This window comes from Streptomyces sp. NBC_01410 (assembly GCF_045040195.1).
Classification (GTDB): domain Bacteria; phylum Actinomycetota; class Actinomycetes; order Streptomycetales; family Streptomycetaceae; genus Streptomyces.
On record NZ_CP109530.1, the window covers coordinates 5,605,423 to 5,631,076 of the forward strand.

Annotated in this window: 29 protein-coding genes; 17 read left to right on the forward strand and 12 right to left on the reverse strand. The window is 70.4% G+C overall.

Going from position 1 to position 25,654, the window contains the following annotated elements:
* Nucleotides 1–44 precede the first annotated feature (44 nt).
* Complete coding sequence (locus OG741_RS25955; RefSeq protein ID WP_405601733.1) at nucleotides 45–1,139, forward strand: bifunctional succinyldiaminopimelate transaminase/glutamate-prephenate aminotransferase; 1,095 nt, start codon at nucleotides 45–47, stop codon at nucleotides 1,137–1,139.
* Nucleotides 1,140–1,202: 63 nt separating this feature from the next.
* Here the strand turns inward: OG741_RS25955 and OG741_RS25960 are convergent, their stop codons facing one another.
* The gene (locus OG741_RS25960; protein WP_405601734.1) at nucleotides 1,203–1,727 is read right to left on the reverse strand and encodes an ATP-binding protein; all 525 of its coding nucleotides are present in this window, start codon (nucleotides 1,725–1,727) and stop codon (nucleotides 1,203–1,205) included.
* 277 nt (nucleotides 1,728–2,004) lie between these two features.
* Nucleotides 2,005–2,952, reverse strand: a complete 948-nt coding sequence (locus OG741_RS25965) for a hypothetical protein (protein ID WP_405601736.1) — start codon at nucleotides 2,950–2,952, stop codon at nucleotides 2,005–2,007.
* A gap of 38 nt (nucleotides 2,953–2,990) precedes the next feature.
* Here OG741_RS25965 and dapE point away from each other — a divergent pair, with 38 nt between their 5' ends.
* Both dapE and OG741_RS25975 read left to right on the forward strand, forming a co-directional pair.
* Nucleotides 2,991–4,079 (forward strand): succinyl-diaminopimelate desuccinylase, encoded by a 1,089-nt coding sequence (gene dapE, locus OG741_RS25970; RefSeq protein WP_405601738.1) that lies wholly within the window; start codon nucleotides 2,991–2,993, stop codon nucleotides 4,077–4,079.
* A 70-nt stretch (nucleotides 4,080–4,149) separates the two neighbouring features.
* Complete coding sequence (locus OG741_RS25975; protein WP_266487127.1) at nucleotides 4,150–4,908, forward strand: TIGR00730 family Rossman fold protein; 759 nt, start codon at nucleotides 4,150–4,152, stop codon at nucleotides 4,906–4,908.
* Between the two features lie 197 nt (nucleotides 4,909–5,105).
* Here the strand turns inward: OG741_RS25975 and folP are convergent, their stop codons facing one another.
* Nucleotides 5,106–5,966 (reverse strand): dihydropteroate synthase, encoded by an 861-nt coding sequence (gene folP, locus OG741_RS25980; protein ID WP_405601741.1) that lies wholly within the window; start codon nucleotides 5,964–5,966, stop codon nucleotides 5,106–5,108.
* A 101-nt stretch (nucleotides 5,967–6,067) separates the two neighbouring features.
* On the opposite strand from folP, the gene OG741_RS25985 reads away from it, so the two are divergent.
* Together OG741_RS25985 and OG741_RS25990 are read left to right on the forward strand one after the other, a co-directional pair.
* Complete coding sequence (locus OG741_RS25985) at nucleotides 6,068–6,421, forward strand: DivIVA domain-containing protein (protein ID WP_361908950.1); 354 nt, start codon at nucleotides 6,068–6,070, stop codon at nucleotides 6,419–6,421.
* A complete protein-coding gene (locus OG741_RS25990; protein ID WP_405601744.1) occupies nucleotides 6,418–7,014 on the forward strand; it encodes a DNA-3-methyladenine glycosylase I in 597 nt (198 codons plus the stop codon). The genes OG741_RS25985 and OG741_RS25990 overlap by 4 nt, the downstream gene beginning before the upstream one ends.
* Before the next feature lie 257 nt (nucleotides 7,015–7,271).
* Here the strand turns inward: OG741_RS25990 and OG741_RS25995 are convergent, their stop codons facing one another.
* Nucleotides 7,272–8,072 carry an enoyl-CoA hydratase/isomerase family protein gene (locus tag OG741_RS25995; protein ID WP_405601745.1) on the reverse strand — a complete coding sequence of 267 codons (801 nt, stop codon included), beginning with the start codon at nucleotides 8,070–8,072 and terminating at the stop codon, nucleotides 7,272–7,274.
* Nucleotides 8,073–8,395: 323 nt separating this feature from the next.
* On the opposite strand from OG741_RS25995, the gene OG741_RS26000 reads away from it, so the two are divergent.
* Nucleotides 8,396–8,563: a DUF3117 domain-containing protein gene (locus OG741_RS26000; protein WP_003966491.1), complete on the forward strand. Its 168-nt coding sequence runs from the start codon at nucleotides 8,396–8,398 to the stop codon at nucleotides 8,561–8,563.
* Between the two features lie 104 nt (nucleotides 8,564–8,667).
* Here the strand turns inward: OG741_RS26000 and OG741_RS26005 are convergent, their stop codons facing one another.
* Entirely contained in the window at nucleotides 8,668–9,345 is a 678-nt protein-coding gene (locus OG741_RS26005; RefSeq protein WP_266487688.1) for an O-methyltransferase, read from the reverse strand.
* Between the two features lie 131 nt (nucleotides 9,346–9,476).
* On the opposite strand from OG741_RS26005, the gene sigE reads away from it, so the two are divergent.
* The 5 genes from sigE to OG741_RS26030 all read left to right on the forward strand — a co-directional run bounded on the left by sigE (nucleotide 9,477) and on the right by OG741_RS26030 (nucleotide 14,318).
* A complete protein-coding gene (gene sigE, locus OG741_RS26010; protein WP_405601747.1) occupies nucleotides 9,477–10,244 on the forward strand; it encodes an RNA polymerase sigma factor SigE in 768 nt (255 codons plus the stop codon).
* Nucleotides 10,241–11,170 (forward strand): anti-sigma factor family protein, encoded by a 930-nt coding sequence (locus OG741_RS26015; protein ID WP_405601750.1) that lies wholly within the window; start codon nucleotides 10,241–10,243, stop codon nucleotides 11,168–11,170. Before sigE ends, OG741_RS26015 begins: the two co-directional genes overlap by 4 nt.
* Before the next feature lie 92 nt (nucleotides 11,171–11,262).
* Nucleotides 11,263–12,921: a S1C family serine protease gene (locus tag OG741_RS26020; RefSeq protein ID WP_405601752.1), complete on the forward strand. Its 1,659-nt coding sequence runs from the start codon at nucleotides 11,263–11,265 to the stop codon at nucleotides 12,919–12,921.
* 138 nt (nucleotides 12,922–13,059) lie between these two features.
* On the forward strand, nucleotides 13,060–13,506 hold the full coding sequence (locus OG741_RS26025) for a sec-independent translocase (RefSeq protein WP_405601754.1): 447 nt from the start codon (nucleotides 13,060–13,062) through the stop codon (nucleotides 13,504–13,506).
* Between the two features lie 119 nt (nucleotides 13,507–13,625).
* Nucleotides 13,626–14,318: a hypothetical protein gene (locus OG741_RS26030; protein WP_405601756.1), complete on the forward strand. Its 693-nt coding sequence runs from the start codon at nucleotides 13,626–13,628 to the stop codon at nucleotides 14,316–14,318.
* 57 nt (nucleotides 14,319–14,375) lie between these two features.
* On the opposite strand, the gene OG741_RS26035 is transcribed toward OG741_RS26030, so the two are convergent.
* The 3 genes from OG741_RS26035 to OG741_RS26045 are packed head-to-tail and all read right to left on the reverse strand — an operon-like array spanning nucleotide 14,376 to nucleotide 17,444.
* On the reverse strand, nucleotides 14,376–15,509 hold the full coding sequence (locus tag OG741_RS26035) for an Mrp/NBP35 family ATP-binding protein (RefSeq protein WP_405601758.1): 1,134 nt from the start codon (nucleotides 15,507–15,509) through the stop codon (nucleotides 14,376–14,378).
* Nucleotides 15,510–15,550: 41 nt separating this feature from the next.
* Nucleotides 15,551–16,144: a DUF1003 domain-containing protein gene (locus tag OG741_RS26040; protein ID WP_405601759.1), complete on the reverse strand. Its 594-nt coding sequence runs from the start codon at nucleotides 16,142–16,144 to the stop codon at nucleotides 15,551–15,553.
* On the reverse strand, nucleotides 16,137–17,444 hold the full coding sequence (locus OG741_RS26045; RefSeq protein ID WP_405601761.1) for a magnesium transporter MgtE N-terminal domain-containing protein: 1,308 nt from the start codon (nucleotides 17,442–17,444) through the stop codon (nucleotides 16,137–16,139). The genes OG741_RS26040 and OG741_RS26045 overlap by 8 nt, the downstream gene beginning before the upstream one ends.
* Nucleotides 17,445–17,617: 173 nt before the next feature.
* On the opposite strand from OG741_RS26045, the gene OG741_RS26050 reads away from it, so the two are divergent.
* Nucleotides 17,618–18,382: a hypothetical protein gene (locus OG741_RS26050; protein WP_266487143.1), complete on the forward strand. Its 765-nt coding sequence runs from the start codon at nucleotides 17,618–17,620 to the stop codon at nucleotides 18,380–18,382.
* Between the two features lie 14 nt (nucleotides 18,383–18,396).
* Here the strand turns inward: OG741_RS26050 and OG741_RS26055 are convergent, their stop codons facing one another.
* Both OG741_RS26055 and OG741_RS26060 read right to left on the reverse strand, forming a co-directional pair.
* Nucleotides 18,397–18,909: a hypothetical protein gene (locus OG741_RS26055; protein ID WP_405601763.1), complete on the reverse strand. Its 513-nt coding sequence runs from the start codon at nucleotides 18,907–18,909 to the stop codon at nucleotides 18,397–18,399.
* A 13-nt stretch (nucleotides 18,910–18,922) separates the two neighbouring features.
* Nucleotides 18,923–20,038, reverse strand: a complete 1,116-nt coding sequence (locus OG741_RS26060; RefSeq protein ID WP_266487146.1) for a magnesium and cobalt transport protein CorA — start codon at nucleotides 20,036–20,038, stop codon at nucleotides 18,923–18,925.
* 443 nt (nucleotides 20,039–20,481) lie between these two features.
* Here OG741_RS26060 and OG741_RS26065 point away from each other — a divergent pair, with 443 nt between their 5' ends.
* From OG741_RS26065 to OG741_RS26080, 4 genes are all read left to right on the forward strand, one after another.
* The gene (locus OG741_RS26065) at nucleotides 20,482–21,078 is read left to right on the forward strand and encodes a suppressor of fused domain protein (protein ID WP_405601764.1); all 597 of its coding nucleotides are present in this window, start codon (nucleotides 20,482–20,484) and stop codon (nucleotides 21,076–21,078) included.
* Between the two features lie 101 nt (nucleotides 21,079–21,179).
* Nucleotides 21,180–21,818: a DUF6758 family protein gene (locus tag OG741_RS26070; protein WP_266487148.1), complete on the forward strand. Its 639-nt coding sequence runs from the start codon at nucleotides 21,180–21,182 to the stop codon at nucleotides 21,816–21,818.
* Between the two features lie 81 nt (nucleotides 21,819–21,899).
* Nucleotides 21,900–22,763: a PHP domain-containing protein gene (locus OG741_RS26075; protein ID WP_266487150.1), complete on the forward strand. Its 864-nt coding sequence runs from the start codon at nucleotides 21,900–21,902 to the stop codon at nucleotides 22,761–22,763.
* A gap of 44 nt (nucleotides 22,764–22,807) precedes the next feature.
* Nucleotides 22,808–23,413 carry a MarC family protein gene (locus tag OG741_RS26080; RefSeq protein WP_266487152.1) on the forward strand — a complete coding sequence of 202 codons (606 nt, stop codon included), beginning with the start codon at nucleotides 22,808–22,810 and terminating at the stop codon, nucleotides 23,411–23,413.
* Between the two features lie 80 nt (nucleotides 23,414–23,493).
* Here OG741_RS26080 and OG741_RS26085 read toward each other — a convergent pair whose 3' ends face one another.
* The gene (locus OG741_RS26085) at nucleotides 23,494–23,733 is read right to left on the reverse strand and encodes a hypothetical protein (protein WP_405606008.1); all 240 of its coding nucleotides are present in this window, start codon (nucleotides 23,731–23,733) and stop codon (nucleotides 23,494–23,496) included.
* Nucleotides 23,734–23,819: 86 nt separating this feature from the next.
* On the opposite strand from OG741_RS26085, the gene OG741_RS26090 reads away from it, so the two are divergent.
* Nucleotides 23,820–24,719: an NYN domain-containing protein gene (locus tag OG741_RS26090; protein ID WP_266487154.1), complete on the forward strand. Its 900-nt coding sequence runs from the start codon at nucleotides 23,820–23,822 to the stop codon at nucleotides 24,717–24,719.
* On the opposite strand, the gene OG741_RS26095 is transcribed toward OG741_RS26090, so the two are convergent.
* Nucleotides 24,710–25,561 carry an alpha/beta fold hydrolase gene (locus tag OG741_RS26095; protein ID WP_405601766.1) on the reverse strand — a complete coding sequence of 284 codons (852 nt, stop codon included), beginning with the start codon at nucleotides 25,559–25,561 and terminating at the stop codon, nucleotides 24,710–24,712. The two genes, OG741_RS26090 and OG741_RS26095, sit on opposite strands and share 10 nt — an antisense overlap.
* Nucleotides 25,562–25,654: the final 93 nt, after the last annotated feature.

Below are 25,654 nucleotides of genomic sequence, written 5' to 3' on the forward strand. Positions count from 1 at the left end.
ACGGGACCGAAGCGTTCAACCCGGAAAGACAGAAAGAGAAGCCCGTGTCCGCAGTCTCTTCGCGCCTTCCCGTCTTCCCCTGGGACAAGCTCGAGCCGTACAAGGCGACGGCCGCCGCCCACCCCGACGGCATCGTGGACCTCTCCGTCGGCACGCCGGTCGACTCCGTCCCGGACCTGATCCAAAAGGCCCTGGTCGCGGCCGCCGACTCGCCCGGCTATCCGACGGTGTGGGGCACGGTCGAGCTGCGGAACGCGCTCACCCGCTGGGTCGAGCGGCGCCTCGGCGCGGTCGACGTCGCGCACACGAACGTCCTGCCCGTCGTCGGCTCCAAGGAGCTGGTGGCCTGGCTGCCGACCCAGCTGGGTCTCGGCCCGGGCGACAGGATCGCATACCCGCGGCTCGCGTATCCGACGTACGAGGTCGGGGCGCGGCTGGCCCGCGCGGAGGCCGTCGTCTACGACGACCCGACCGAGCTCGACCCGGCCGGACTCAAGCTGCTCTGGCTCAACTCGCCCTCCAACCCGACCGGCCGCGTGCTGGCCAAGGACGAGCTGACCCGCATCGTCGCGTGGGCGCGCGAACACGGCGTGCTGGTGTTCAGCGACGAGTGCTATCTGGAACTGGGCTGGGAGGCGGAGCCGGTCTCGGTGCTGCACCCGGACGTCTGCGGCGGTACGTACGAAGGTGTCGTCGCCGTCCACTCGCTCTCCAAGCGCTCCAACCTGGCGGGCTATCGCGCGGCCTTCATCGCCGGTGACGAGAGGGTGCTGGGCGAGCTGCTGCAGATCCGCAAGCACGGCGGCATGATGACGCCCGCGCCGGTGCAGTCCGCCACGGTCGTGGCGCTCGGCGACGATGTCCATGTCAGCGAGCAGCGGGCGCGGTACGCGGCCCGGCGTACCGCTCTGCGGACCGCACTGGAGGGGCACGGCTTCCGGATCGAGCACAGTGAGGCCAGCCTCTATCTGTGGGCGACGCGCGACGAGCCGTGCTGGGACACGGTGGCGCACCTGGCGGAGCTCGGCATTCTGGTGGCGCCGGGCGACTTCTACGGGACGGCCGGTGAGCATTTCGTACGGGTGGCCTTCACGGCGACCGACGAGCGCGTCGAGGCCGCGGTCAAGCGCCTGGGCTAGGGCGTGCACGCGCGAAGGGGCCCCGGGAGCACAGACTCCCGGGGCCCCTTCGGTGTGTACGGACTAGCCGAGCGGGGACTGCACGGGCAGCTGCTCGGTGGGCAGGCCGTCGCCGACAGGAAGGTCGCCGCCGACAGGAAGGTCGCCGCCGACGGGGAGGTCGCCTCCGCCGGGCAGGCCGCTGCCGACGGGGAGGCCGCCGAGCGACTGCGTCGCGGTGCCGGCGGTGCCGCCCACGACCTCGCCGGCGCTGCCCGCGGTGTCACCGGCCACCTCCTGGGCGGTGCCGGGCGCCGACTCGCCCGTCGTTCCGACGGTCTTGCCGGCCTTGTCGACGGCCTTGCTCGCGGTCGGAACGGCCTTCTTGACCGCATTGCCGCCGGTCTTGCCCGCCAGGTCGGTGGTCTTGTGCGACGCACCGTCGACCGTGTCGCCGAGGCCGTCCGTGTCGAGCGCGGTCAGGCCGCCCACCGGGGCCTGCGGAAGTTCCACGGCGCCTGCGGAGCCGGCCGCACCGACCACGGGGGCAGCTCCCGCCGCGACGATCAGCGCGGCACGGGCGATCCGACGGGTCAGGGGGAGGGACATGATGCTCCTAGAGACGAGAAGGACTGTGGTTCGGACGCAGTGACAACCGCCGGAAGGGCGGGAGAAGTTGCGGTGCCCCGAGGTAAAGAGTTTGCAATGCGTCGCATTATCGGCTTCGGATAAAGACGGGCAAACATTCCATTGCGCAACCGTCTGCCGAACCGTCACTTCCCGTTGTTTACAAGGGAATTGGGGGATCAGGCGTCCGTGGGCCGAACAGCCGCGAGTGTTCTCGTCCCGACATGAGTGGAGTGCCTCGTTCGGGGGAGTGTCCGGATCAGCGTGCGAGGCGAATTCGTACGTCGGCGGTACCGGAATCCGCCGCGGACTCCTCCGGTGGCGTGTTCTTGCCGGCGGAATGCCAGCCTTTCTCGGAATTCCGCGCGCTCCACACCCGGCCCCGGTACGAGACCTCCTCGATGCGCAGCCCGTTCGCCCGCGCCACCGCCCAGTGCGCCAGCTCCCAGCCCCGCTGGGTGGCCCCGCCGCCGTACGTCCCGGCCGTCGACGGCACCGGCACGGACACCTCGCGCGGGGCGGGCGCTCCCGTCCGGCCGGAGGCCCGTGCCTTCGGCAGCACCTCGGGACCGAACGCCCGCACCAGCTCGGCCCGGAACTTCCCCGGGTCGCCCGCGGTGTCGCGCTCACGCGACTCGCAGGTCAGCGCCCCGCCGGCGCGACCCGTGAGCGCCGCGGCCAGGAGCGTCGCATCGGGCTCGTGCTTCGCGTACGCCTGCGGGAAACCACTGCGCTGGACGCGCTGCGCGGCGACCGTCAGCGGGAGCCGCGAATAGCCGGGGACCTCGGCGAGATGCTCATAGAACTTCCCGGCGGAGTAGACGGGGTCGAGGATCTGGGCGGCCGTGCCCCACCCCTTCGAGGGGCGCTGCTGGAAGAGGCCGAGCGAGTCCCGGTCGCCGTGCCCGAGGTTGCGCAGACCCGACTCCTGGAGAGCCGTCGCGAGCGCGATGGTGACCGCACGCTCCGGCATGCCGCGGGTGCTGCCGACCGCGGAGATCGTCGCGGCGTTCGCCGCCTGCTCGGCGCTGAGTTCGTACCGGGGGCCGCCGTCCTCGCCCTGTGGCGCCCGGACCGTGCAGCGCGGAGCGCCGCCGCCGGTGACGTACTGCACGACGACGTAACCGATCAGTGCCAGCAGCACGGCGAACGCGGCCGCGATACGCAGGAGGCGGCCGCGCCGGACTGGGGAGGCGGTCTCGGACACCTGCCCACCGTACTGGAGCCCGCGTTAAGGTCGGAGCCATGCCCGACACCGTGCTTGACCTCACTCTTGATGCCCCGGCGCTCACTGCCGCACTCGTCGACTTCCCGTCGGTCAGCGGCACCGAGAAGCCCCTGGCCGACGCGATCGAGGAGGCGTTGCGCGAACTGCCGCACCTCACCGTGGACCGGCACGGGAACAACGTCGTCGCCCGCACCTACCTCGGGCACAGCGAGCGGGTCATCCTCGCCGGACACATCGACACCGTCCCGATCGCGGACAACGTGCCCTCCCGGCTGGACGAGAACGGCGTGCTCTGGGGCTGCGGCACGAGCGACATGAAGTCGGGCGTCGCGCTCCAGCTGCGCATCGCCGCGACCGTCCCCGAGCCCAACCGCGATCTCACCTTCGTCTTCTACGACAACGAAGAGGTCGCCGCACACCTCAACGGTCTGGGTCATGTGGCCGAAGCCCACCCCGACTGGCTGGAGGGTGACTTCGCGGTCCTCCTGGAGCCCTCCGACGCCCAGGTCGAGGGCGGCTGCCAGGGCACACTGCGGGTCTTCCTCCGTACGACGGGGGAGCGGGCACACTCCGCACGCAGCTGGATGGGGTCCAATGCCATTCACGCCGCGGCCCCGATCCTGGCCCGCCTCGCCGCGTACGAGCCGAGGCGGCCGGTGATCGACGGCCTCGAGTACCGGGAAGGGCTCAACGCCGTAGGGATCGAGGGCGGCGTCGCCAGCAACGTCATCCCCGACGAGTGCACCGTCGTCGTCAACTACCGCTACGCGCCCGACCTCACCGAGGAGCAGGCTCTGGCGCACGTCCACGAGGTCTTCGCGGACTGCGGCGTCGAGGAGTTCGTGGTGGACGACCACTCGGGCGGAGCGCTGCCGGGGCTCTCGCACCCGGCCGCTGCCGCGTTCATGGAGGCCGTCGGCGGCAGCGCGCAGCCCAAGTTCGGCTGGACGGACGTCTCACGTTTCAGCGGGCTGGGGGTGCCCGCGGTCAACTACGGACCGGGCGACGCGCTCTTCGCCCACAAGCGGGACGAGCACGTTGCCGTCGAGAAGATCACGCACTGCGAGACCCGGCTCCGCGACTGGCTCACTGCCGGACAGCCCTGATTTCACATGTCGTAACGTTCGCCGACCTACCCTGAGCCAAAGCATTGATGTTCGGCGGAGGGAGCAGGTCATGGGCAACCCCGAGGGACCCGAGGGTTTGCGGGCGCTGGCGGAACAGCGACTGGGACCGGTACTGCGCCGCAGGCAACAGGTCCAGCCCGGCACCACCGACCAGCGGCTGCTGGACACCGAGGGCGACTCCGAGTGGGTGCACACCGACCCCTGGCGGGTCATGCGCATCCAGTCGGAGTTCGTTGAGGGCTTCGGCGCGCTCGCCGAACTGCCCAGCGCGATCAGCGTCTTCGGCTCGGCCCGCACGGCGCCGGGAACCCCCGAGTACGAGACGGGTGTCCGCATCGGCAAGGCCCTCGTCGACGCCGGCTTCGCGGTGATCACGGGCGGCGGCCCGGGCGCGATGGAGGCGGCGAACAAGGGCGCGCGGGAGGCGGAGGGCATCTCGGTCGGCCTGGGCATCGAGCTCCCCTTCGAGCAGGGGCTCAACCAGCACGTCGACATCGGCGTGAACTTCCGCTACTTCTTCGTCCGCAAGACGATGTTCGTGAAGTACGCGCAGGGCTTCGTGGTCCTGCCGGGCGGCCTCGGCACGCTGGACGAACTGTTCGAGGCGCTCACCCTGGTCCAGACGCGGAAGGTCACGCGCTTCCCGATCGTGCTGTTCGGCACGGAGTACTGGAGCGGCCTGGTGGACTGGCTGCGGAACACGGTGGTGGCGCAGGGGAAGGCGTCGGAGCACGATCTGCTGCTGTTCCATGTCACGGACGACGTGGAGGAGGCGGTCTCGATGGTGACGAAGGAGACGGGCCGCTAGGCGGGGGCGCTGCCCCCGGACCACCGCGCCTCAATCGCCGGCGGGGCTGAGTATTCGGCCCGTCCGGCGTTTGAGGACATGCGGCCGAAGGTCGCATACGGGGGTCTGGGGGCTTGCCCCCAGTTCGGGAAGGGGCGGGGTGGGGAACAGGCCCGCCGCAGGCGCACCGCACCCGGTACCGCCCCCCGCCGCCCCCCTTACGCCAGCCCCCGCCTCGCCACCGCCGGCCCCCTGCGCCCCGCGATCGTCGACACCATGTCCAGCACCTGCCGCGTCTCCGCCACCTCGTGCACCCGGTACACCTGCGCCCCCAGCCACGCCGACACCGCCGTCGTCGCCAGCGTCCCGATCACGCGCTCCTTCACCGGTTTGTCGAGCGTCTCGCCGACGAAGTCCTTGTTCGAGAGCGAGACCAGCACCGGCCATCCCGTCTCGACGAGCTCCCCGAGCCGCCGTGTCGCCTCCAGCGAATGGCGCGTGTTCTTCCCGAAGTCGTGCCCCGGATCGATCATGATCCCGTCCCGGCGCACCCCCAGCTCCACCGCCCGCTCGGCCAGCGACAGCGTCACCCGCAGAATGTCCGCGACCACGTCGTCGTACGCGATCCGGTGCGGCCGTGTCCGCGGTTCCGCCCCGCCCGCGTGGGTGCACACCAGGCCGGCGCCGTACCGCGCGGCCACCTCCGCCAGCTTCGGGTCGACGCCGCCCCAAGCGTCGTTGAGCAGATCGGCGCCGGCCTCGCAGACCGCCTCGCCCACCTCGTGCCGCCAGGTGTCGACGCTGATGGCGACGTCGGGGTGCCGCCTGCGGACCTCGGCCACGAAGCCGACAGTCCGCCGCGCCTCCTCCTCGGCGGTGACCTCCTCGCCGGGACCGGCCTTCACGCCACCGATGTCGATGATGGCGGCGCCCTCCGCCACGGCCTGCTCGACGCGGGCGAGCGCGGGCTCGTCGCGGAACGTCGCGCCCTGGTCGTAGAAGGAGTCAGGCGTACGGTTCACGATCGCCATGATCACCGGCTCGTGCGCGTCGAATTCGCGCCGTCCCAGCCGCAGCATCAGCGGTTTCCTCCTCAGGTCGTCCGCCTGCGACCCTAACTGTCAGAGGGTCGTGGCACGATCAGCACCGGACAGTTTCCGCTCCGGGGAGAGGGTCGCTCGTGTTCTTGTTCTTGCTGATCGCGATGGTCGTGGTCGTCGCCGCGGTCACACTCGCCGTGGTCGGCGGCGGCGACAGTGCGGCTCTGCCGGAGGTGGCGCCCGAGCAGCTCGTGGATCCGCTGCCGGTCTCCCGCCCCGTCGGCCGGGCCGACGTCGACGCGCTGCGGCTGCCGGTCGCCCCCCGTGGCTACCGGATGGCCGATGTGGACGATGTGCTGGGCCGCCTCGGCGCGGAGCTCGCCGAGCGGGACGCGCGCATCGCCGAACTGGAGTCCGCGCTGGCCGGTGCGCAGGCCACCGCGGGGGGCAGGCGCGACCTGTTCACCAAGCCCGGCGAGGAGCCCGAGCAGTGACGGGCGGTGCCGTCCCCGGGCCCGACGGGAAGCTGCGCTGCCCCTGGGGCCTGTCCGCCGACGAGTACGTCACGTACCACGACGAGGAGTGGGGCCGCCCGGTCCACGGCGACGACGCGCTGTTCGAACGGCTCTGCCTGGAGGCGTTCCAGTCGGGCCTGTCCTGGATCACCATTCTGCGCCGCCGCGACAGCTTCCGTACCGCCTTCGACGACTTCAAGATCGCATCCGTGGCGGCGTTCACCGACGCCGACAAGGAGCGACTGCTCGCCGACCCCGGGATCATCCGCAACCGCGCCAAGGTCGAGGCGACCCTCGCCAACGCGCGTGTGCTCGCCGACTGGCCGGCCGGCGAGCTGGACACGCTGATCTGGTCGTACGCCCCGGATGCGGCGAAGCGGCCGGCTCCGCGCTCGATCGCCGACGTGCCCGCGGTCACCGACGAGTCCACGGCGCTGGCGAAGGCCCTGAAGAAACGCGGTCTGCGTTTCATCGGGCCGACCACCGCGTACGCCCTGATGCAGGCGTGCGGACTCGTCGACGACCATCTGAGCGACTGCGTCGCCCGCGGAGCCGCCTCCCAAGCGTCCTAGCCTGCTAGGCCCTGTCCGGCCGATCTTGCGGGGTGCCGTGCCCTGGCACGGCACCTCTCCCCCGTAGCCCTTCGGGCACGGGAGGTACCCCCACCGTTGTCGTAGTCGCCTACGCTCCGCGTGGGCTCGCCCCCTGCCTTCGGCGGGGGGACCCCCATCCTCCGGCCTGCGATGCTCCCCCGTAGCCCTTCGGGCACGGGAGGTGCCCCCATCGCCAGACCCCGCTCACTGATCCGGCCTGATCGACCGGACAGGACCTAGCGGCCGAGGTACTTCGGCTGCTCCTTGCCGATGAACGCCCGGACCGCGATCGCGTGGTCCTCCGAGGCGCCCGCCCGCGTCTGGAGCTCGTCCTCCTTCTCGAGGGTCTCGCCGAGCGTGTGGCCCGCGCCGTAGGCCAGGGACTCCTTGAGCGCCGCGTACGCCACGGTCGGCCCCTCCGCGAGGGCGCGGGCCACGGCGGCCGCCTCGGCGGCCAGGTCGTCGGCGGGGACCAGCTTGTTCGCGATGCCCCACTCGTACGCCTCGCGCGCGGAGAACGACCGCGGGAAGAGCAGCAGGTCGGCGGCGCGGCTCTGGCCGATCAGCCGGGGCAGCGTCCAGGACACCCCGGAGTCCGCGGTCAGCGCGACACCCGCGAAGGACGTCGTGAATTTGGCGTTGTCGGCGACGACCCGGTAGTCCGCGGCGAGTGCGAAGCCGAGGCCCGCGCCCGCGGCGACGCCGTTGACCCCGGCCACGACCGGCTTCGGCATCTCGGTCAGGGCCCGCACGATGGGGTTGTAGTGCTCGCGCACGGTGGTCATGACATCGCCGCTGCCCGCTTCGCGGGCGGCGGCGAGGGTCCCGATGTGCTCCTTGAGGTCCTGGCCCACACAGAAGGCGCGCCCGGCCGCGGTGAGCAGTACCGCCCGTACGGCGGGGTCCGCGGCGGCTTCCTGTGCCGCGTCCCGGAGGGCGACTTTGGCCTCGGTGTTCATCGCGTTCATGGCCTCGGGCCGGTTGATCGTGATCGTCGCGAGTCCGTCGCTCACCTCGTACAGCACGGAGTCGGCCATGGCAGGGTCCCCTTTGCGGCTCAAACAGCGTTGTTCAGGCATCTTCGGCGAGTGTTCAGGCCCAGCATGGCGGAGATCGCCGGGACCGAACATGTGACCTGCGTCAAACAATCTTCGGGCCCAGTCCGGTGCGCGGCGGCGAAGTATCGCAGGCGGATCGCCGAATTGAGTGGTTTTGAGAGAGCGCGTTGCGCAAGCGATGCCGACCGATGTTGGTCATCGGGTCCCGCCATGCGGGATAATGACCTGGAAGCAATGTGTTCGATGCCGGTGACACCTGGGTTGTCGGCTGCGATGAGCTGGTTTCAGGAAGGGGAACGAGCATGGCGGCCATGAAGCCGCGGACGGGCGACGGCCCGCTCGAGGTGACCAAGGAGGGGCGGGGCATCGTCATGCGCGTTCCGCTCGAAGGCGGCGGTCGGCTTGTTGTCGAGCTGACTCCGGACGAAGCCGATGCCCTCGGCGACGCCCTGAAGAAGGTCGTCGGCTGACGCGGAAGCGCCCACACTTTTCATTGCCCCGGCACTGACGTGCCGGGGCAATGCTGTTTCCCGGGGCCATGAGGTTTTCGGGGGGCGCGAGCTCCGGCCGGGCGTCAGCCGCGCCGGACCGCGCAGAGGAGGCCGTCGCCCACCGGAAGAAGGGACGGCAGCAACTCCTGGCTCTCGCGGACTGTCCGCAGCAGTTCCCGTACGCGCAGCACCTCCGCCGGCTGGGCCGCCGAGTCGACCGTGCGGCCCTCCGAGAAGACGCCCTCGAAGCAGACCAGACCGCCAGGTCGCAGCAGGCGCAACGATTCAGCGAGATAGTCCAGCGACTCCATCCGGTCGCCGTCGCAGAACACGAGGTCGTACCCGCCGTCGGCCAGGCGCGGAAGGACGTCCAGCGCCCTGCCCGGGATGAACCGGGCCCGGTTCCCGGCGAAGCCCGCCGCGCGGAACGCCTGCTTGGCGAACTGCTGACGGTCCGGCTCGGGGTCCACCGTGGTCAGTACGCCGTCGGGCCGCATGCCCTGCAGCAGATAGATCCCGGAGACACCCGTCCCCGTACCGATTTCGGCCACCGCTTTCGCGTCAGCCGTGGCAGCCAGCAGTCGCAGCGCGGCACCCGTGCCTGGCGACACCGAGGGGAGCCCTGACTCCCGGGACCGGTCACGGGCCCAGCGCAGCGCGTCGTCCTCGGCGACAAAGGCGTCGGCGAACGCCCAGCTCGTCTGCCGGTTGGCGGTAATGACCCTCTCCTGTCCCCGTAGTTGGCGCGACGCTGACTGTATCCGCTGCGCCCGGGAACCCGCAGATGGGACCAGGCGTTATGAAGGACGGGGGTAAGCGCATGGATCAAGACCGGAAGCAGCACCCAAATTCGCGTAAAGATTCTTATCCGGAGCTAACGGGCGAGGTGGCTATGGTAGGGGCTCCGCTGGACACCACCAGAGCCGACAGGGGAGGTGCGGCTGCACCTGCGGATCGGAGAGGAGTGCTGAGGCGCTTTCTCAGGTCGTCGGGTGAGCCGAGATCCGTGACCGACATTGCTGACCAGTCCCGCACCCACGACTCCGCACCAACCGCGACGTTCGCATCGGATGCGGAATCGCAGGCGTGGACCCCTCCCTCCTGGGAGGAGATCGTCAGCACGCACAGCGGCCGGGTCTACCGCCTCGCTTACCGACTGACGGGCAACCAGCACGACGCCGAGGACCTCACTCAGGAGGTCTTCGTCCGCGTCTTCCGCTCCTTGTCGACGTACACCCCCGGCACCTTCGAGGGCTGGCTGCACCGGATCACCACGAACCTGTTCCTGGACATGGTCCGCCGCAAGCAGCGCATCCGCTTCGACGCGCTCGGCGACGACGCGGCCGAGCGGCTGCCCAGTCGTGAGCCGTCCCCGCAGCAGGTCTTCAACGACACCCACTTCGACGCCGATGTGCAGCAGGCGCTGGACACCCTCGCCCCGGAGTTCCGCGCCGCCGTGGTCCTCTGTGACATCGAGGGGCTGTCGTACGAGGAGATCGCCGCGACCCTCGGGGTCAAGCTCGGCACCGTCCGCAGCCGCATCCACCGCGGCCGGTCCCATCTGCGCAAGGCTCTGCAGCACCGCTCCCCGGAGGCCCGTGCGGAGCAGCGCACGCTGACGGCCGCGGTCAGCCTGGCAGGGGAGGGCGGACCGGCGTGACTGGCTCAAGTCCCACCCCCGCGGAGCAGCACCTGGGGGACCGGCTTGCCGCGCTTGTCGACGGCGAGCTGAAACACGACGTACGGGACCGGGTGCTGGCCCATCTGGCGACCTGTCCCAAGTGCAAGGCCGAGGCCGATGCCCAGCGCCGCCTGAAGAACGTCTTCGCACACACCGCGCCGCCGCCGCCCTCCGAGGGGCTGCTCGCGCGGCTCCAAGGGCTGCCCGCCGGCCCCGGAGGTGACGACGACCGGGGGGGTCCTTTCGACGGGGGGCGGATCGCCGACTCCGTATTCGGAGCGCTGAACCCCTCGTCGGGACAAGCCCGCGACTCCCGCACCCAGACCTTCGGGTACGTCCCCGAGGGGCCGCACGCGTCCGTGCTTCCCGGCAGGTCCGGCGGCTTCCGGATCCATGACGTGGGGCGTTCGGAAGCGGAGCGCTCGCCCTGGCGCGGACGCAGGTTCGCGTTCGCGGCCGCGAGCGCCGTCTCGTTCGCGGCCATCGCCCTCGGCGGGGCCGTGCCACTGGACGCTCCACTCCAGGCAGGTCCCCGAGGTGAAGGCTCGGGGAACAACGTCACGCCGCTGCGTACGGCCACCGGTTCGGGTTCCGGGGTGACCGGCATCAGGACCACGGAGACCGAACGCCGCCGCAGCGGCGGCGGCAACAGCCTTGGCAGACCCGACAGTCGGCCGGCCGTCGCCGCGCAGCCCAGCCTGCTGGCCCCGGCCGCGCCGCACAATCACGCCTTCTCCGCACCGGTGCTGACGGACACCTCGCTCTCCGGGCCCCCGCTGATACGTCCCACGGGCTCGGCGTTCCAGCTCGCCACTGCGCCCGATGTCACCCCCACGGCCACACCCGTTCCCCCGCATATCGCTGCTCCGGCGGATCCTGCTGCGCCCCGCTCACCCCGCCAGTGACCGCGACCTGCGCGGAGATTCGCAAACCTGGTTGAATCCTCTGAGGGGTGCCCCACAGGGGCGCGCAGTGGTCGGCAGTTTGCGGGGAGAGCATGGACGACGGGAAGCCCACCGGACCCAAGGCGAAGTGGTGGAGCCGGCCCAGCGCGGGACGTGCGAACCACCCCGAGGCGCAGATTCAGGAGCCGGTGACGGTTCCTGAACCTGCTTTGGTGGCCGCCCCCGAGGAGGTACCGGACACCGAGGTCACAGCGGAGCTGCCGCCCACTTCTCCGTCGCCGACTTCTCCGCCGGCCACTGCTCCGTCGGTCACTGCTTCGCCGTCCGGGCCGAGGCCGCTGCACGAGCCCGACGAGTACAGCACCCCGCCGTACGGCGGTCCGGGCCCGTGGGCGCCGGCACCGCCCGTACAGCGGCCTGTGCCGACCCCGGCACACGGCACGGCCATTCCGCCGCAGTACAGCGCGCCGAACGGCCCGGCACCGGCTTCGAACGGCGGATACGCCCCGCCGCCGCAGCCCCAGCCGCATGCGCACCCGCAGCCCCTGGTCCCGGCTCAGCCGGGCCCCTCGCTCTGGCTGCAGTACGACCCGTGGAGCACTCCCGGCGGGCCGCTGACCCACGTCGGCGAGCCCGCCAGGAAGAAGCGCCGTGGATCGCTGCTCGTCGGAGCCGTCCTGCTGGCGCTGGTCGCCGGCGGGATCGGCGGCGGCATCGGCGCGTACATCGAACGCAACGGCGGCATCACCGACATCGAACTCCCGCAGGCGTCCAAGGACAACGGCCACCGCGCGCCCGACAGCGTCGCGGGCATCGCCGCCAGCGCGCTGCCGAGCGTCGTCACCCTCCATGTCAGCGGCAGCGGCGAACAGGGCACCGGCACCGGCTTCGTACTCGACCAGCAGGGCCACATCCTGACCAACAACCATGTCGTGGACCCGGCAGGCTCCGCCGGAGAGATCTCCGTCACGTTCAGCGGCGGCGAGACCGCCAAGGCGACCCTCGTCGGCAAGGACAGCGGCTACGACCTCGCAGTCGTCAAGGTCACCGGTGTCTCCCACCTCAAGCCGCTGCCCCTCGGCAACTCCGACAGCGTCCAGGTCGGTGACCCGGTCGTGGCCATCGGTGCGCCCTTCGACCTCCAGAACACCGTGACCTCCGGCATCATCAGCGCCAAGGAGCGCCCCATCACGGCGGGCGGCGAGAAGGGCGACGGCAGCGATGTCAGCTATGTCGACGCGCTCCAGACCGACGCCCCGATAAACCCCGGCAATTCGGGCGGACCGCTGGTGGACACCAAGGCTCGTGTCATCGGCATCAACAGCGCCATCCGTGCCGCCGACACCGGCTCGGGCCCCGAGGGCGGTCAGGCGGGCTCCATCGGACTCGGCTTCGCCATCCCCATCAATCAGGGCAAGCGCGTCGCCGAGGAACTGATCAACACCGGCAGGGCGACCCATCCGGTGATCGGCGTCAGCCTGGACATGAAGTACACCGGCGACGGCGCGCGGGTCGGCGAGAAGAGCAAGGACGGCACCCCGTCCGTCTCCCCCAAGGGCCCCAGCGCCAAGGCCGGTATCAAGCCGGGCGACGTCATCACCAAGGTCGACGGCCAGCGCGTCCACAGCGGCGAGGAACTGATAGTGAAGATCCGCTCCCATCGCCCCGGCGACCGGCTCGAACTGACCCTCGTCCGCGGCGGGCGTGAACGGACGCTGACCCTCACACTCGGCTCCGCGTCCGGAACATGACGTACAGCGAAACGCCCGTGGCACAGGGCCTCGCACGGGCCGTGGGAAGGTACCGCGCGGACAGTTCGGGCGGGTACCGTGGATCGGGCCCGGACCCCATCCGACCTGCGGGCCGCACAGAACACGAGGAGCAGCAGGGTGTTCAATGACATAGGCGCACTGGAGCTGGTGGCGCTCGTGGTGCTCGCCGTGCTCATCTTCGGCCCGGACAAGCTGCCGAAAGTCATCCAGGACGTCACCCGCTTCATCCGGAAGATCCGCGAGTTCTCCGAGAGCGCGAAGCAGGACATCCGCAGCGAACTGGGGCCGGAGTTCAAGGATTTCGAGTTCGAGGACCTCAACCCGAAGGCGTTCATCCGCAAGCAGCTGAACGAGAACGAGGACGTGAAGGAACTCAAGGACCTCCGCAGCAGCTTCGACCTCAAGAAGGAGATGAACGAGGTCGCGGACGCGGTGAACAGCAACGAATCCAGCACCTCGGTCCCTGCCGCCGTCAACGGCTCGCCCGGCACCCCCGACCTGCTCAAGAAGCGCGAAAAGCTCGATCAGGACGAGCGCCCGCCCTTCGACGCAGACGCCACCTGAGTACCGTCAATCCCTGCGAGCCGGGACAGGGTGGCTATTCTCCATCTGTCCGGCAGTGAGGACGCCCGAGGGGGGCGGGTCCGCTCCGGGCCTCGGACACAGAGGAGGCGGCCGGGTAGATGGAGACGACAAGTCGGCTGGCGGCGCAAGGCACAGTCAGCGATTCCCCTGCCCCCGGCGGGCAGCGCCCGCTCGCGGCGGCACCCGCGGGGACGCCGGCCCGGCGCGCGGTCGACGGATACCTGCGGGCGTCATTCCCCTGGTACGGCCTCGACGAGGCCTTCACCGGTCCGCGCTGGCTGATGCAGGTCGGCGCCGCGGCGGACGGCACGGTCCAGCACGGCGCGATCGGCCACGGCGACGAGCCGTCGATACGGTCGGAGGCCGGCGGCGCGGAGAGGGAGCGGTTCGCGGCGGTCATCACCGTCGTGGCGAGCCCGGTGCGCGGCAGCGGTGACGGCACGGGTGTCCTGGACGCCACCTCGGTCTCCTCGGCGGCCTGGCTGGCCGGCTCGGGACTGCTGGCCCACACCTGGCCCGCCCAGATGGACCACTCGCTGCGCGACGACTGGCTGGAGCAGCAGACGGAGACCGCGTTCGAGCTGGCCGACGATCTGCACGGACCGGCCTGGTCGGTGCTCTCGCTGCCGGTGGACGGTGTGCCGACGTCCTTCCACTACCGCGAGTCGGAGTTCGGCTGGGTACTGGCGGGATCGACTCGGGCGGGCGTGCACATCGGTGCGTACGGGCGGGGGATGAGCGCGTACGGGCTGGCCTTCTCCGTGGTCAAGGACCTGGGCGCGTACGCCTAGAACGAGCTGCGGGTCCGGGGGCGCTGCCCCCGGACCCGGAAGGCTGGAAGGCCCGCCTCAGAACTTGTTGCGCGGCGTGATGCCCAGCGACATGCCCGACAGCCCGCGCGCCCGGCTGCCCAGCTTGTCGGCGATCGCCAGCAGCGCCGCGCCCGCCGGGGAGTCCGGGTCGGTCAGGACGACCGGCTTGCCCTCGTCGCCGCCCTCGCGCAGCCGGACGTCGATCGGGATCGAGCCCAGCACCGGCACATTCGCGCCGGTCGTTTTCGTGAGCCCCTCGGCGACCCGGCGGCCGCCGCCCGAGCCGAAGACGTCGACGATCTCGTCGCAGTGCGGGCACGGCATGCCCGACATGTTCTCGACGACGCCGACGATCTTCTGGTGGGTCTGTACGGCGATCGAGCCGGCCCGCTCGGCCACCTCGGCCGCGGCCTGCTGCGGGGTCGTGACCACCAGGATCTCGGCGTTCGGCACCAGCTGCGCCACGGAGATCGCGATGTCGCCGGTGCCCGGCGGCAGGTCGAGAAGCAGTACGTCCAGATCGCCCCAGTACACGTCCGCGAGGAACTGCTGGAGCGCGCGGTGCAGCATCGGGCCGCGCCAGACCACCGGGGCGTTGCCCGGGGTGAACATCCCGATCGAGATGACCTTCACGCCGTTCGCGGACGGCGGCATGATCATGTTCTCGACCTGGGTGGGACGGCCGTCCGCACCGAGCATGCGCGGCACGCTGTGCCCGTAGATGTCCGCGTCCACGACGCCGACCTTCAGCCCGTCGGCCGCCATGGCCGCCGCCAGGTTCACAGTCACCGAGGACTTGCCGACGCCGCCCTTGCCCGAGGCCACCGCATACACCCTGGTCAGCGAGCCCGGCTTGGCGAACGGCACCTCGCGCTCGGCGGTGCCGCCGCGCAGCGAAGCCGCCAGCTCGCGCCGCTGCTCGTCGCCCATCACGTCCAGCGTGACGTCGACGCGTGTGACGCCCTCGACGCGCGCGACGGCGTCGGTCACATTCTGGGTGATCGTCTCGCGCATCGGGCAGCCGGAGACGGTGAGATACACCGTGACGGCGACCGCGCCGTCCGCCCCGATCTCGACCGATTTGACCATGCCGAGGTCGGTGATCGGGCGGTTGATCTCGGGGTCGTTCACCGTCGCCAGTGCTTCAAGCACCGCGTCTTGTGTAGCCATAAGGACGATGGTACGGCGCGGGGTGCCACCCCCGGTAAGCCCTAGCGGTCGCCTTCGTCACTCCGGTCCCGGCGCTCGTGCGGGAATAGCCGCCGCTCGTCCATCTCCTTCATCAGATCCTGGAATTCGGAGCGGATCCAGTCCCGGGTCGCGACCTCACCGAGGCCCATCCGGAGCGCGGCGATCTCCCGCGTCAGATACTCCGTGTCCGCGATGGAGCGCTCGCCCTGCTTGCGGTCCTGCTCGTAGGTGACCCGGTCCCGGTCGTCCTGCCGGTTCTGCGCCAGCAGGATCAGCGGGGCCGCGTAGGACGCCTGAAGCGAGAGCATCAGCGTCAGAAAGATGAACGGGAACTCGTCGAAGCGAAGACCCTTGGGCGCGAAGACGTTCCAGAGGAGCCACACGATGATGATCACCGTCATCCAGACGATGAACCGCCCCGTCCCGAGGAAGCGGGCGAACCGCTCCGAGAACCTGCCGAAGGCCTCGGGGTCGTACTGCGGCAGCAGCCTGCGCCGCGGCGCGCGCGGCTGGTCGAGCCGTACGCGGTGACGGGGCAGGGCACTCGCCCCGGCGAGCGTCCGCTCCTTCGGCTCGCCGCGCTCGCCCGGCCCGTGTTCGCTGCCGCTACCCATGTGCGGACTCCTCGCGGGCGGACTCGGCGCGGGCGGACTCCTCGTGGGCGGACTCCTCGAAGTCCGTCTCCCGCCAGTCCTCCGGCAGCAGATGGTCGAGTACGTCGTCGACGGTCACGGCCCCCAGCAGCGATCCGCCCTCGTCGACGACGGGCGCCGCCACCATGTTGTACGCCGCGAGATAGCTGGTCACCTCGGGAAGCGGGGTGTCCGGCGAGAGCGGTGGCAGATCGCTGTCCACGATCGAGCTGACCAGTGTGAACGGCGGGTCTCTGAGCAGCCGCTGGAAATGCACCGTGCCCAGGTACTTGCCGGTCGGCGTCTCGTCGGGCGGTCTGCACACGTACACCTGCGCGGCGAGCGCGGGGGACAGGTCCTGCTGGCGTACGCGCGCCAGCGCGTCCGCGACCGTCGCGTCCGGCCGCAGCACGATCGGCTCGGTGGTCATCAGACCGCCCGCCGTCCGCTCCTCGTACGACAGCAGGCGCCGCACATCGGCGGCGTCGTCCGGCCGCATCAGCGCGAGCAGCCGCTCCTTGTCCTCCTCGGGGAGCTCCGAGAGCAGGTCGGCCGCATCGTCGGGGTCCATCGCCTCCAGGACGTCCGCGGCGCGCTCCTCCTTGAGCTTGCCGAGGATCTCCACCTGGTCGTCGTCGGGCAGTTCCTCCAGGACGTCCGCGAGCCGGTCGTCGTCGAGCGCGGCCGCGACCTCGGCACGGCGCTTCGGTGACAGGTGGTGCAGCACATTGGCGAGGTCGGCGGGGCGCAGCTGCTCGAAGGTCGCCAGCAGGCTCTCGGCGCCCTGCCCGTTCTCCTCCAGCGAGAAGCCGGTCACGGCCGACCACTCGACGGTCAGCGTCTCGCCCTTGCGGCGCAGCGCCCCGGGCTTTCCCTTGCGTACGAAGACCTTGTCGATCTCCCAGTCGCGCCGGGCGGGCAGCTGCTGGATCGACACATCGAGGACGGCCACCTCCTCGCCGGTGTCCACGATCCGTACGCGCCGGTCCAGCAGTTCGCCGAGCACCAGCCGCTCGGTGGGACGCTGCTCGAAACGGCGCATGTTCAGTACGCCGGTGGTGATGACCTGGCCCGACTCCACGCCGGTGACCCGGGTCATTGGGAGGAAGATCCGGCGGCGGCTGAGCACTTCGACGACCATGCCGAGCAGTCGCGGCGGGCGGCTGCCCACGCGCAGCATCGCGACCAGGTCGCGCACGCGTCCCACCTGGTCTCCGTGGGGGTCGAACACAGGCACACCGGCGAGGTGGGAGACAAAGATCCGAGGGGCGCTTCCAGTCATGCTCCGCGCCTCCTTTTTGCCCGTGAATACCGCTGTTTGAGGGCTTCAGGCTAGCCCGTACCGTTCCGCGCCGCCCTGGCTGGACGTCCGGACGGGACCCTTCCGATCGATGCCCCCGGCACGGGTACGCTGCGACCTGCCACCACGACAAGCAGATGAGAGGCAGTGCGCTTGTGACTCCCCTCCCTCCGGTTCTCCGGGCCCGCCGGGCCGCGCTCTCCGTGGCGCTCTGCGCCGTGCTGACCGCGGTACTCACGGCGTGCGGCGAGGACCCGGACGCGGGGACCAACGGCATCGCCAAGCTGTCCGCGGCCGAGATCGAGACGAAGGCGCGCGCGACGGCGGACGCGGCCACGTCGGTACGGCTCTCCGGGACGCTGGTCAGCAAGGGCGGCACGTACAAGCTCAACATGCGCCTCAAGCACGACGGCGGCACCGGCTCGGTCACCTCGAAGGACAACACCTTCGAACTGCTGCGGATCGGGGACGCGCTCTACCTCAAGGCCGACGCGGGCTTCTGGACCCACGTGGACGGCGAGGGCGACGAGAAGCCGGGTACGTCGGACTCCCAGGCGGCGGGCAAGCTCAACGACAAGTACGTGAAGGTTCCGAAGGGGGACCCGGCGTACAAGCAGTTCCGCGGCTTCACGGACATGGATGTGCTGCTGGAGGGCCTGCTCGGGATGCAGGGCGACCTCAGCAAGGGCGACCGCACGCAGGTGGGCGGCGTCCGCACGATCAAGGTCATGGCGGGCGAGGGCACGGGCGGCACGCTCGACGTCTCGCTGGAGGGCAAGCCGTATCCGCTGCAGTTCGCGCGGGCGGGCGGGGCGGGTGTGCTGACGCTGGGGGACTGGGACAAGGACTTCGCGCTGGCGGCGCCGTCGAAGGACGAGACGGTCGACTACGGCCAGAAGCTCCCGAAGACGAGCGACTAGGGCGCCCTGGCCGGTTAGCCGCTCTTCCGCTTGCGCTTCATGAGCAGCCGCGGCAGCCCCGCAGGCGCGGGAAGGCGCGTCGTCGCCGTCGTCGGCAGCGGCGCCGCCGCTCCCGAGTCGGACGGGAAGTCGGTGTTCGCGTCCTGCGGCTCCAGGCGCAGCACCCGGCACTCACGTGCCCAGCGCTCCGTCATCTGCTCGGCGTCCGGCGCGTTCAGCCGCTTGCCCTTCAGTTCGGCGACGGCCGACTCCCAGGCCTCGGAGTGCGGCTCCAGTTCGTTCACCGTCGCCGTCCAGGCGATCAGCCGGCCGCCCTTGTCCTTGCTGCGGACCGTGACTTCGGCCGTCGCTCCGTTCGCCAGCTGCGGCAGGGGCTGCTCGCCCGGCCCGTCGCCCACGACATGCGCGGCGCCCTCGTGCCAGACGTGCCACAGGGCCCGCGCGGGACCCCCGCCGCGCACCCAGATGAGGCCGGACTTCTTCGTGGCCTCCTCGACGAGCGCCTGGCCGAGCAGCTTTTCTGTCATGCGGGCAGCCTATCTACAGCCAGCCGTTGCGCTTGAGGGTGCGGTGGATCGCGAGGCAGAGCCCGATGATGCCGGTGAGCACCATGGGGTAGCCGTACTTCCAGTGCAGCTCCGGCATGTGGTCGAAGTTCATGCCGTACACCCCGCAGACCGCCGTCGGCACGGCGATGATCGCCGCCCAGGAGGTGATCTTGCGCATGTCCTCGTTCTGCGCGACCGTCGCCTGCGCCAGATTGGCCTGGAGGATGGAGTTGAGCAGCTCGTCGAAGCCGATGACCTCTTCCTGCACCCGGGCGAGGTGGTCGGCGACATCGCGGAAGTACTTCTGGATGTCCGGGTCGACCAGCCGCATCGGCCGCTCGCTCAGCAGCTGCATCGGCCGCAGCAGCGGAGACACGGCCCGCTTGAACTCCAGCACCTCACGCTTGAGCTGGTAGATCCGGCCCGCGTCACTGCCCCGCGGGCTGCCTTTCGCGGGCGCGGAGAACACATCGATCTCGACCTCGTCGATGTCGTCCTGCACCGCCGCGGCCACCGCGATGTAGCCGTCGACGACATGGTCCGCGATGGCGTGCAGCACCGCCGACGGCCCTTTGGCGAGCAGTTCGGTGTCCTTCTGCAGCCCGTGCCGCAGCGCCCGCAGCGAGCCCTTGCCCCCGTGCCGCACCGTGATGACGAAGTCCCGGCCGGTGAAGCACATCACCTCACCGGTCTCGACGACCTCGCTCGTCGCCGTGAGCTCGGCGTGGTCGACGTAGTGGATCGTCTTGAAGACGGTGAACAGCGTGTCGTCGTACCGCTCCAGCTTGGGCCGCTGATGCGCGTGAACCGCGTCCTCGACGGCCAGCGGGTGCAGCCCGAACTCCGCCGCGATACCCGCGAATTCGGCTTCCGTCGGCTCATGCAGCCCGATCCACGCGAAGCCGCCGGCCTCGCGCACCCGCAGCATCGCCTCGTGCGGCGTCTGGCAGACGTCGGTGTCCAGCCGCTTCCCGTCGCGGTAGACCGCGCAGTCGACGACGGCGCTGGAGGCGGACGGGTCGCGGGTGGTGTCGTACGTGTTGTACGGGGTGCTGCTCTTGCGCAGGGCCGGGCGCACCGCTGCGCGCAGGTCACGGATCATCGACATGGCGGGCTCCTTCACGGAGAGGCCGTCGGCGAGTGGCGTGGCACAGCCCGGAATGGGGACGTGATGCATACGTCCGCAAAGCGGGCGGCACCGCGGGATTCGCGGTGACGGCGTTCGCTACAGACAGGCAAAAACGAAGTGCTCTTCCGTCGTGCGAAAAGCCGCGGGCCCCGTGCGGGAAGGCCTCAGATCACCTAGGAGAGGTGTCGAGCGGAAGAGCGGTTGGTACTGCACGGTCGACTTCGATCCACCGCAGACCCCACCTCCTCCGGCCGGTCCCCCGTAGGGGATGACGTGTCGTCGGGACTGAAGAGCGACTCCCCCAGAGCTCCGCCTGGGGGTGCCCCCATCAGCGTGCCGTCCCGACCAGCGGCCAAGACTATCAGCCGACAGAGGGTCAATCCCTTGCTTTGCCCGTTCCATACGCGCTTTATGCTCGCGACATGGAAGATGTTCTTGCTCTGGTCGAAGCCAGGCTGCGCACGGCACTTGGCGACCCGGACGCGCGCGCCGCGGTGACCTTCCTCGGTACGGACCGTATCGAGGTGCTGCGGTTCATGGACCGCGACGGCGACGGGGACATCGTTCGCTACGCCACTCTCGGCATGTCCGCGCACCCGATGACGGACCCCACGGCAGCCCTCGCCGACCCGGTGAAGGGGCCGCGCGCGGAGCTGGTCCTCTCCGTACGGGGCGGGCTCGCCGACACCGACAAGGTGCTGCGCCCGCTCGCCGTGCTCGCCGCGTCACCGCAGGTCGAGGGCGTGGTGGTGGCGCCCGGCGCCTCGCTGGACGTCGGCGATCCGCTGTGGCCGTCCGCGCCGTTCAGCTCGGTGCTCGTCGCGGAGCCGGGCGGCCTTGTCGAGGATCTGGAACTGGATGCCCCGATGGACCCGGTGCGCTTTCTTCCGCTGCTGCCGATGACGTCGAACGAGGCGGCCTGGAAGCGGGTGCACGGCGCGCAGGAACTCCAGGAGCGCTGGCTGACGCACGGCACGGACCTGCGCGATCCGCTGCGCAGGTCCGTCACTCTGGACTGAACTCAGGTCTGAACTCCGAACTGCCGAAAGCTGACGGGGGCACACGCCGGACGGGTGATCGTCCTTGACGCGACGACGGCCGGGGAGGACCGTGGGGCGCTATGAGGGGCGAACCCAGTTGCCCGAAGTGCGGTGGCCGGGTCAGGGCGCCCGGTCTCTTTGCCGACTCCTGGCAGTGCGACGTGCACGGTGCCGTGCATCCGCTGCAGCCGGTGATCCCGCCCAGCGTCGAGGCCCTCGGTGTCGTCGTGCACCGCGCGAAAGTCCCTGTCTGGATGCCCTGGCCGCTGCCCGTCGGCTGGCTGTTCACCGGTGTCGCCTACGCGGGCGACGACCGCAGCGGAGGCCGCGCGACCGCGGTGGCCTGTTCGGGCCCCGGCCCCCTCGGCGGCATAGGTGAACTCCTGCTGGTCGCCGAGGAACTGGGCGTCGGCCTCGGAGCGCGCTACGCGGGGATGGACGGCCCCGACCCCGGCCCGCACATCTGCGTCGACAAGCCGTCGCAGGCCAAGGTCCTCGCCGCCGGCCGCCCCACCCCGCTGTGGCATGTCGCCGATGCCCCCGACGACCGCGCGGTGTTCGCCGGCGAGGCGCGCGGGCTGTGGCTGTGGGCGATCGTCTGGCCCGAGCAGTCCGGGCTGCTCATGTACGACGAGCTGGTGCTGACGGATCTGCGGGACGCGGGCGCGGAGGTGGAACTACTGCCCTGCGGGGCGCTGTCGCCCCGCCTGCTGTCGTGAACCGGGGCTGACCGGGGTTGTTCGAATCCCCGATACACTTGACCGTCCCCTGTCCGCCTCCCGTCCCTGGAGTCACGCGTCGTGCGCATCGATCTGCACACCCACTCCACGGCATCGGACGGCACGGACACCCCGGCCGAGCTGGTACGCAACGCCGCAGCGGCCGGACTGGACGTCGTCGCGCTCACCGACCACGACACCACCCGCGGCCACGCCGAGGCGATCGCCGCGCTCCCCGAGGGCATGACCCTGGTCACCGGCGCCGAACTCTCCTGCCGTATCGACGGGGTGAGCCTGCATCTGCTGGCGTATCTTTTCGACGCCGACGAGCCGGACCTGCTGCGCGAGCGTGAGCTCGTACGGGACGACCGGGTGCCGCGCGCCCAGGCGATGGTGGCCAAGCTCCAGGAGCTGGGTGTCCCCGTCGAGTGGTCGCAGGTCGCCCGTATCGCCGGAGAGGGCTCGGTCGGCCGCCCGCACATCGCGTCCGCGCTGGTCGAGCTCGGCGTCGTGCCCACCGTCTCCGACGCGTTCACCACGGAGTGGATCGCCGACGGCGGCCGTGCGCACATCACCAAGCACGAGCTGGACCCCTTCACGGCGATCCGGCTGGTCAAGGCCGCCGGCGGCGTCACCGTCTTCGCGCACCCGCTCGCCGTCAAGCGCGGCCGCACCGTGCCCGAGAGCGCGATAGCGGAACTGGCGGCGGCTGGTCTCGACGGCATCGAGATCGACCACATCGACCACGACGAGGCGGCACGCGCCAGGCTGCGCTCCCTGGCCGCCGACCTCGGCCTCCTGGGCACCGGATCCAGCGACTACCACGGCAGCCGCAAGACGTGCCGGCTCGGGGAGTTCACCACCGACCCGGAGATCTACGGCGAGATCACGCGCCGCGCGACGGGCGCGTTCCCGGTGCCGGGCACGGGCGGACGTCCCGCGTAGCCTCCTCGCCCTCCCTCCGTTCCTCTTCTCGCTAGGCCCTCACTGTGTTCGACGCTGCCATTTTCGGCTCTCTCTTCCTGACTCTTTTTGTCATCATGGATCCCCCCGGGATCACTCCGATCTTCCTCGCGCTGACCTCCGGCCGGCCAGCCAAGGTGCAGCGCCGCATGGCCTGGCAGGCCGTCGCGGTCGCCTTCGGTGTGATCACCGTCTTCGGCATCCTCGGCCAGCAGATCCTGGACTATCTGCATGTCTCCGTGCCCGCGCTGATGATCGCGGGCGGTCTGCTCCTGCTGCTCATCGCGCTCGATCTGCTGACCGGCAAGACGGACGAGCCCCAGCAGACGAAGGACGTCAATGTCGCGCTCGTACCGCTGGGCATGCCGCTGCTCGCCGGGCCCGGCGCGATCGTCTCGGTGATTCTGGCCGTGCAGCACGCCGACGGCGCCGCCCAGCAGGTGTCAGTGTGGGCCGCGATCGTCGCCATGCATGTGGTGCTGTGGCTGACCATGCGCTACTCGCTGCTGATCATCCGGCTGATCAAGGACGGCGGCGTGGTGCTGGTGACCCGGCTCGCCGGAATGATGCTCTCCGCGATCGCCGTGCAGCAGATCATCAACGGCATCACCCAGGTGATCCAGAGCTCCTGAGCCGCCGCGACAACACAGTGCGCCCCCGTACGGTGATCCGTACGGGGGCGCGGTGCGTCACATCACAACGTCATGAAGCGTTACGAGGCCGTGGTTTCGGCGGGTCGGATGTAGATGCGCTGGCCGATCGAAGCGGCCTGCTGCACGATCCGGTTGACGGAGGCGGCGTCTACAACGGTGGTGTCCACGGCGGTGCCGTCGACGTCGTTGAGTCGCATGATTTCGAAGCGCAAGGCTTCTCCCTTCGTCTGATCCTCCTGCTGGAGAACTGATGGCGACGGTTGCCCGTCGGCGTTCTGTAGTGGTTCAACGGTATGCACCCTGCAAACATTCCCTACGCTAAGGAAATTTTTTGGATGCCTAACTACTGGCAGGTAGAGGCGGGGCCACGGAGAATGAGCCTCGTATGAACGATGCAGAGATCAACGAGATCAGCGCCCGCCTGGAGCGCACCAACGAGCTGCTCCATCGCATGCTCGCCGAGGTCGCCAAGACCCCTTCGACGCATGCCATCTTCGTGGACGCCGGTTACGTCTATGCTGCGGCCGGGTTGCTTGTGGCGGGCACCGAGGACCGGCGCTCCTTCGATCTGGACGCCGAGGGGCTGATCGAGGCCTTCATCGACAAGGCCCGCACGATCTTCGCGGACAGCAGACTGCTGCGGGTGTACTGGTACGACGGCGCACGCCGCCGTATCCACACCTCCGAGCAGCAGTCCATCGCCGAGCTGCCGGACGTCAAGGTGCGCCTGGGCAATCTCAACGCGAACAACCAGCAGAAGGGCGTCGACTCACTCATCCGTACGGACCTGGAGTCACTCGCCCGGCACCGCGCGATCAGCGACGCGGCCCTCGTGGGCGGCGACGAGGACCTGGTCTCGGCGGTCGAGGCGGCGCAGGGGTACGGGGCCCGGGTCCATCTGTGGGGCATCGAAGCGGGGGACGGACGCAATCAGGCCGAACCGCTGCTGTGGGAGGTCGACAGCCAGCGGACCTTCGACCTCGACTTCTGCCGTCCCTACATCACCCGCCGCCCGGTCACGACGTACGAGAACGAGGGCGCTCCGCCGCCGTCACGCGACGAGGTGCGCTTCGTGGGGGCGCAGATCGCGGCGACATGGCTGGCGGAGCGGGGGCGGGAGCCGATGGCGGAGCTGCTGCCCGGCCATCCCTATCTGCCCGGTCCGGTGGACCAGGACCTGCTCATCGAGGCGGAGCGGGTCCTGCAGCGCTCACTGCGGGGGCATGCGGTGCTGAGGCGGGCGCTGCGGGACGGGTTCTGGCAGCACCTGCAGGCTCAGTACTGATCCCAGAACGACACCAGGGCCGCTGCAGTCTCGGCGGGACGGCCGGTGTTCGGTGAGTGCTCGGCTCCGGCGATGACCGTCCGGCGGGCGTCCAGGCGTTGTGCCATCTCGTCCAGCAGCGGCACCGGCCAGGTGTCGTCGCGCTCGCCCGACACCACATGCTTGGGCATCTGCACGGCGGCGAGCGCGTCGACCCGGTCGGGCTCCACCGTCAGGGCGCGGCCGGTGGCGATCAACTGGGACGGGTTGTGCCGCAGCCAGCGTCGGCGCAGGTCCTCGCCGTTGGTGGGGTCGGTGTCCGCGTCCTCGGGCGGGTCGAGCGCCTTCATCGCCTGCCACACCTCGTCCATGCTCAGCACCGCGAGCGCGTCGCTGAGCATCTTCACCTTCTGCTGCTGGGCGGGCGAGATCTGTGCGGGCCCGGAGGAGACGAGGGTCAGGGTGCGGAAGGGGGCGGGGGCGACGAGGACGGCGGCGCGGGCGATCTGTCCGCCGAGCGAGTGCCCGACGAGATGGACCGGGCCGTCCTGGACCGCCTCGGCCTGGGCAAGCACGTCGCGGGCCAACTCGGCCTGGGCGTAGGCCTGTTGGTCCTCGGGGCCATCGGTCTCGTACTGCCCGCGCCCGTCGACGGCGACAGCGCGGTAACCGGCCGTGGTGAGGGGCTCGAGCAGCGCGATGAAGTCCTCCTTGCTCCCGGTGTACCCGGGCAGGAGGAGGGCGGTGCCCTTGTGGGGCTGACCGCTCGGCCGCGCGTCGAGCACGGCGAACGTGCCGCGCGCGGTGGGGAGGTCGCGGCGAAGGGCGCAGGGGGGCGGGGTGAAGGTGGGCGGCCGGCTCATGCGACGAGGCTAACGGGGCCCCGGCCTCGACAGGGGCTCCGCCCCGGACTCCGCGCCTCATACGCCGACGGCCCGGCCCCCGCACAGGGGACC